Here is a 5,779-nt window from a genome sequence, read left to right on the forward strand (position 1 = left end):
CGCTGCCGGGTGCCTGCGTCGTTCCCGGGGCCCCGCGGGGCCCCGCAGAAGCCGTACAGCGGGGGCCTCGCGCCCGGGTGGCGCCCGCTTTAGGACGCTCTGACGGGATCCGTACAAGCCTTCGAACAAACGCTCCGCCCTTCTGCCGCAAGGGCCGGTATGGTCTGGGGTAACCGTGGACGCGGGGCACCGGAGTCCCCCTGCGCGAGGAGCCCCAACGTGCTGATCACCCATGACACCGAGTGCGCGCTGAGCATCCTCGTGGATCTGCTCAACACCGCGCCCGAGGTGTGCGGCGACGAGCGGCTGCCGGACATCGCCGCACTGGACGCCTTCGTGGTCCGCCAGGAGATCAGCGAGATCGACTCGCTGACCGAGGACGACCTGCGGCGGGTGCACGAGCTGCGCACCCGACTGCGCGAGGTGTTCGCGACGGAGTCCACCGAAGAGGCCGCCGAACTGGTCAACGCGGTCGTCGCGGCCGCGGGGACGACGCCCCGACTGGTCAACCACGACCACCACGACTGGCACATGCACTACTTCGCGCCGCACGCCGCGCTCGGCGACCACCTCGCGGCCGAGCTGGGCATGGCGCTGGCCTTCATCCTCATGGCGGGCGAGCGGGAGCGGCTGCGCAGGTGCGAGGCGCCGGACTGCGCGCGGGTCTTCGTGGACCTCTCCCGGAACCGCTCACGGCGCTACTGCGACAGCCGCACCTGCGGCAACCGGCTGCACGTCGCCGCCTACCGGGCGCGGCAGCGGTCGGCGGAGGCCGTGACCTCCGCCTGACGCTCCCGGCGTGCTCAGATTCCGCGCTTGCGGAGGATCTCCTCGACGTCGGCGAAGTCGCCGAGGCCGTCGTCCCGCCTGCCCGCCGCCGGCTTCTTCGGGGCCTTCGGCGCTTGGGCCACCGCCGGGCGCTCCGGGGCCGGTCCGGCCGCCGCCGGGCGCTCCGGGGCGCCCTCGACGGCGTCGCGGCGGCCCACCCACCGGGTGGTGAGCAACAGGACGGCGGAGACGCCCAGCAGCACGATGCCGGTCCACACCCGGGGGTCGAGGACCAGCTTGGCCACCCAGTCGGCGAACTCCCGGCCGATCGTGCTGGCCAGCGGGAACAACCCGGTCAGGTAGAGCCCGGCGGGCAGCAGGGCCACCGCGAACCACCGGGTCGCCGAGCGGAAGCGCCGCCGCCAGGCCCGCAGGCCCGCGACCGCCACTGCGCCGGCGGTGAGGAGGAAGCTGATCGCCGCGGTCAGCACGGGCCCGCCCCTTCGCTCGCGGTCGTCCTGGTCATCGGTGCCTCCCTGTCGGTCCGCCCCGGGCGCACCACCGGCGGAAGCGGGCACCCACTAGTGGAACACTGGGGGAATGATCGATGGTTCCCTCCCCCGCCTTGAGTTCTGGTGCGATCTCCAGTGCCCGGACTGCCGCACCGCACTGGACGACGTACTGGCGCTGCGCGCACAGTACGGTGACGCGCTGCCGGTGGAACTTCGGCACTTCCCGCTGGAGAAGCACAAGCACGCCTACGCCGCCGCGGAGGCCGCCGAGGAGGCGTTCGCCCAGGGGCTGGGCTGGCCTTTCGTAGAGGCGCTGCTGGCGCGGGTCGAGGAGCTGGACGCGCGCGGGCAGCAGGTGCTGCTGGAGGTGGCCCGGGAGGTCGGGGCGGACGTCGAGGAGGTCGAGACCGCGCTCATCGACGGCCGGCACATGCTGACCGTGGACGCCGACCAGGCCGAGGGCAAGGCGATCGGGGTCACCGGCACGCCGACGTACGTGATCGGCGGCGAGCGGCTGGACGGCGGGCGGAGCCAGGAGGGGCTGCGGGAGCGGATCGTCACCGTCATCGAGGCGGCCAGGGCCTCCTGACGTTCCGTCAACTCCTCACAGTGACTTGCCGTAGCACCGGCCGGTGATCCGGTAGCCGAGCGAGTCGTAGAGGCGGATGGCGACCTCGTTGCCGGAGAAGACGTTGAGGCCGATCTCGCGCACCCCGGCAGCCAGGCACTCGTGTTCGGCGAGCAGCATCAGGGTGCGACCGTGTCCCCGGCCCCGGCGGGCCGGGGACACCTCCACGACCATGACCCAGGCGAGCGGTGTGCCGTCCGGCAGGTCGCGCAGGTGGAGTTCCACCCAGAGCGAGCCGAGCGGCTCCGGTGCGCCGTCGGCGCCGTACAGCCGGCGCAGGGCGACTCCGGGGCTGTCGACGCCCTGCTGGAGCACGTTCTGGTGGTCCAGCCACGATTTGGCGCGGGCCTGCTCCTCACTGAGGCCGGAGCCCATGAGCGAGGCGACGTAGCCCTCCGCCGCCCGGTCGAGCCAGGCCGGGAACTCCGCGGCGTCGATCGGGCGGGCGGTGACGCCGGCGGGCAGGACGGGGGCGACGGTCAGGGTCTTGCCCAGGTTCCGCATCCGCTCGGTGTAGCCGAGGGTGGCGGCGAGGCCGCGGGCGATCGGGGCCGACTCGGGGACGTTGACGTCCACCCGGGTGCAGCCCCAGTTGCGCAGCACCTCCTCCGCGGCCAGCGCGCCGAACGTGCCGCGACCCCGGCCGCGCCCCTCAGCGACCTCCAACTCCGATATCTCGCCCCAGAGCTGGCTGCCGTGCCGGGCCGAGGTGGTGCGCAACGCGCCGACCGGGTGGCCGTTCGCCAGGATCCGCCAGCGTCTGGTGAGGCCGCCGGCCGTGGTGGGTGTCTCCGGGCCCTCGGGGCGCAGCGTAGTGGTCATGTGATGCCTCCAAATCCCCCACCCTGAGGGATCACCGTCCGCGATACGTTTGTCACGCATAGTCGGATCAATAGCCAAGTTTCGGCTGGCCCACCGCCGGCTGGCGGGAAGTCAGGCCTGCGGAGCTGGTGCAGGACCGATGGGCGGCACACCGTCCCTTCACTGGTAGCCCCAGGTCGGCAATCGGCTGTGAAGCAGAAAGCCCGACCGGTGAGGGTCGGAGTCCTCCGGCTTCGGCCCGAAGGATGATGTCAAGTGGTGGTCCCTTCCCCGCCCGCCCCGAGCATTATTCGCGGGGCGGGGATCACGGGTCGAGGTCGTCGCCGCTGCGCTCCGCGAAGACGGCCATGGCCTTGGCGGTGACCGGGCCGATGCCGGGCAGTTCGCGGTCGTCGACGCGGGTGACGGCCTGGACGTCACGGGTGGTGGAGGTCAGGAAGATCTCCTCGGCGTCCTGGAGTGCGCTGAGCGGGAGGTCGGCCTCCTCGGCGCCGCACCAGTCGATGACCAGTTGCCGGGTGATGCCGGCCAGGCAGCCGGAGGCGAGGACGGGGGTGAGCAGGCGGCCGCCGATGACCGTGAAGACGTTGGAGCCGGTGCCCTCGCAGAGTCGGCCTGCGGTGTTGGCGAACAGGGCCTCGGAGGCCCCGGCCCGGTGGGCGGCGGCCAGGGCGACCACGTTCTCGGCGTACGAGGTGGTCTTGAGGCCGGCAACGGCGCTGTGCTCGTTGCGGCGCCAGGGGACGACGGCGACGGCGGTCTCGTCCGGGCGGCGGTTGATGGCGCCGAGGGCGACCACCAGGGTCGGGCCGGCGGTGCCGCGCTCGGAGCCGAGCGGGGAGTTGCCGCCGGTGTAGGTGACCCGCAGGCGGCCGAGCGGGGCGGGGTTGGCGGCGAGGACCTGGGCGCAGGCCTCGCGGACCAGGTCGTGGTCGGGGTCGGGCAGGCCGAGGCCGCGGGCGGAGCGGGTGAGCCGGTCGAGGTGGCGGGTGACCGCGAAGGCCTTGCCGTCGACGGCCTTCATGGTCTCGAAGACGCCGTCGCCGGTGGTGAGTCCGTGGTCCAGGACGGACAGCGCGGCGTCGGCGGAGTCGACGAGTGTTCCGTTGACCCAGCTCGTGGTGCGGGTGTGCATCGAGGCTGCTCCTAGGGGCGCGTCTTGTGGCTCTTGTCGGATCAGGTCGCGTCGCGGGCCCGGCAAAGATCCGCAAGACACTCCCCGAGCACGGGCGGGGCTCACGCCCCGGTCGGGTCGGTTGCGCTGCCCGACGCTATCGCGACCAGGCGGGCGGCCTTCAGTTCGGTTTCGTCCCACTCGCGTTCGGGGTCGGAGCCCCAGGTGATGCCGGCGCCGGTGCCGAAGCGCAGGACGGGCGCCTGGGGGTCCTGCCGGTCGAGCCAGAAGGTGCGGATGCCGACGGCGAGTTCGCCCTCGCCGCGGTCGGCGTCCACCCAGCCGACGGCGCCGCAGTAGGGGCCGCGCGGGGCGGTCTCCAGGGCCTCGATGATCCGCAGGGCGCTGGACTTGGGGGCGCCGGTGACCGAGCCGGGCGGGAAGGTGGCGGCGAGCAGCCCGGGCCAGCCGTCGCCCTCGCGCAGGGTGCCCTCGACGGTGGAGACCAGGTGGACCAGGCCGGGGTGCTTCTCGACGACGCAGAGGTCGGGGACGGTGACGCTGCCGGTCTCGCAGACGCGGCCGAGGTCGTTGCGGACCAGGTCGACGATCATCACGTTCTCGGCGTGGTCCTTGTCGAGGAGGTCGTCCTCGGTGCGGCCGGTGCCCTTGATCGGGCCGGAGGAGACGGTGCGTCCACTGCGGCGCAGATAGAGCTCGGGAGAGGCGGTGGCGATCTCGACGCCGTGCTCGGGCAGCCGGATGGTGCCCGCGTAGGGGGCGGGGTTGCCGTGGGCGAGCAGGCCGGTGAGGGCGTCGATGTCGCTGCGGTCGGGGTCGGGCAGCTGCGCGGACAGCACCCGGCAGAGGTTCGCCTGGTAGACCTCGCCGGCGGCTATGTGCTCGCGGATGCGGCGTACGCCCGCGGTGTAGGCGGCGCGGTCCAGGGAGCTGTGCCAGCTGCCGGCGTCCGGGCCGTGCCAGCCGGCGCCGGAGGGCGGAGCGGGGGCGGGGCGGACCTCGTCGAACCGGGCGCAGGTCAGCCGGCCCTCGAAGTCGTAGGCGACGGCCCAGTAGCCGGAGGAGTCGAGCGCGGCCGGGTCCGAGGTGACGTCGCGCAGGCCGGTGGCCAGGCGGCCTCCGAAGCGGGCGAGCGGGGTGCGGGGGTCGGGGTGGCCGGACACGGTTCTCCTGCGCGGGGGTGCTGGGGGTGGCGGTGCCTGAAGTGTAGGTCGGGGGGCGAGGGCCTGGCCGGGCTCACACCCCCGCGTACGAGCAGTTGTGTGCGTCGCGCGGGTGTGCGCCGGATGGCCTGCGGATGATCGTCCGGAAGCTCCGCAGGTGGCGGCCGGTGACCCGTCCGGAGAGCGGACCGGGCGGCACGCCGAGGGCGTCCCCTCGGCACGCTGCGGGAACGGATTTTTAGCTGGCCCAGGAATCCGCTAGAGTTCAACACGTCGCCAGGGAGCGCAGCCGAAGAAAAGCGGTGAAGATCCCGGGAGGCAGGCGGACGTGGCTCAGTTGGTAGAGCATCACCTTGCCAAGGTGAGGGTCGCGAGTTCGAATCTCGTCGTCCGCTCGATGGAGAACAGTGTAAGATCGTTCTTCGTGTGTTGCCTGGTGGAGTGGCCGAGAGGCGAGGCAACGGCCTGCAAAGCCGTGTACACGGGTTCAAATCCCGTCTCCACCTCCAAGAGGTTCACCCGGTTCATCCGGGAAACCTCCCCGCGCGATTAGCTCAGCGGGAGAGCACTACCTTGACACGGTAGGGGTCACTGGTTCAATCCCAGTATCGCGCACGTCGGGCCCTTCGGGGTCTGCTGCAAGACCGCCACACCAGGCGCGATTAGCTCAGCGGGAGAGCACTACCTTGACACGGTAGGGGTCACTGGTTCAATCCCAGTATCGCGCACGTCGGGCCCTTCGGGGTCTGCT

6 protein-coding genes and 4 tRNA genes are annotated in these 5,779 nt (G+C 72.2%); 6 read left to right on the forward strand and 4 right to left on the reverse strand.

Annotated elements, in window-relative coordinates; all coding sequences use genetic code 11:
- The first annotated feature begins 219 nt into the window (after nt 1-219).
- Nucleotides 220-789, forward strand: coding sequence for a CGNR zinc finger domain-containing protein (locus tag ACWC9T_RS40315; RefSeq protein ID WP_449826014.1), 570 nt, complete (start codon nt 220-222; stop codon nt 787-789).
- Between the two features lie 14 nt (nt 790-803).
- Here the strand turns inward: ACWC9T_RS40315 and ACWC9T_RS40320 are convergent, their stop codons facing one another.
- The gene (locus ACWC9T_RS40320; protein ID WP_449826015.1) at nt 804-1,259 is read right to left on the reverse strand and encodes a hypothetical protein; all 456 of its coding nucleotides are present in this window, start codon (nt 1,257-1,259) and stop codon (nt 804-806) included.
- 109 nt (nt 1,260-1,368) lie between these two features.
- Between ACWC9T_RS40320 and ACWC9T_RS40325 the strand changes: the two genes are divergently transcribed.
- Nucleotides 1,369-1,869, forward strand: coding sequence for a DsbA family protein (locus ACWC9T_RS40325; RefSeq protein ID WP_449826016.1), 501 nt, complete (start codon nt 1,369-1,371; stop codon nt 1,867-1,869).
- Between the two features lie 15 nt (nt 1,870-1,884).
- Here ACWC9T_RS40325 and ACWC9T_RS40330 read toward each other — a convergent pair whose 3' ends face one another.
- From ACWC9T_RS40330 to ACWC9T_RS40340, 3 genes are all read right to left on the reverse strand, one after another.
- Nucleotides 1,885-2,730, reverse strand: coding sequence for a GNAT family N-acetyltransferase (locus tag ACWC9T_RS40330; RefSeq protein ID WP_449826017.1), 846 nt, complete (start codon nt 2,728-2,730; stop codon nt 1,885-1,887).
- Nucleotides 2,731-3,034: 304 nt separating this feature from the next.
- Complete coding sequence (locus ACWC9T_RS40335; protein ID WP_449826018.1) at nt 3,035-3,865, reverse strand: aminotransferase class IV; 831 nt, start codon at nt 3,863-3,865, stop codon at nt 3,035-3,037.
- Nucleotides 3,866-3,966: 101 nt separating this feature from the next.
- A complete protein-coding gene (locus tag ACWC9T_RS40340; protein WP_449826019.1) occupies nt 3,967-5,028 on the reverse strand; it encodes a chorismate-binding protein in 1,062 nt (353 codons plus the stop codon).
- Nucleotides 5,029-5,350: 322 nt separating this feature from the next.
- Here ACWC9T_RS40340 and ACWC9T_RS40345 point away from each other — a divergent pair.
- The 4 genes from ACWC9T_RS40345 to ACWC9T_RS40360 all read left to right on the forward strand — a co-directional run bounded on the left by ACWC9T_RS40345 (nt 5,351) and on the right by ACWC9T_RS40360 (nt 5,756).
- A tRNA-Gly gene (locus ACWC9T_RS40345) sits at nt 5,351-5,423 on the forward strand.
- Nucleotides 5,424-5,463: 40 nt separating this feature from the next.
- Nucleotides 5,464-5,537 (forward strand) — tRNA-Cys (locus ACWC9T_RS40350).
- 34 nt (nt 5,538-5,571) lie between these two features.
- Nucleotides 5,572-5,643, forward strand: a tRNA-Val gene (locus tag ACWC9T_RS40355).
- A 41-nt stretch (nt 5,644-5,684) separates the two neighbouring features.
- Nucleotides 5,685-5,756 (forward strand) — tRNA-Val (locus ACWC9T_RS40360).
- The last annotated feature ends 23 nt before the right edge of the window (nt 5,757-5,779 follow it).

The organism is Kitasatospora sp. NPDC001159 (genome assembly GCF_053598235.1).

Coding starts and splice junctions, on each gene's coding strand:
- ACWC9T_RS40325 (WP_449826016.1), top strand. CDS start 1,369: ATGATCGATGGTTCCCTCCCCCGCCTTGAGTTCTGGTGCGATCTCCAG.
- ACWC9T_RS40330 (WP_449826017.1), bottom strand. CDS start 2,730: ATGACCACTACGCTGCGCCCCGAGGGCCCGGAGACACCCACCACGGCC.
- ACWC9T_RS40335 (WP_449826018.1), bottom strand. CDS start 3,865: ATGCACACCCGCACCACGAGCTGGGTCAACGGAACACTCGTCGACTCC.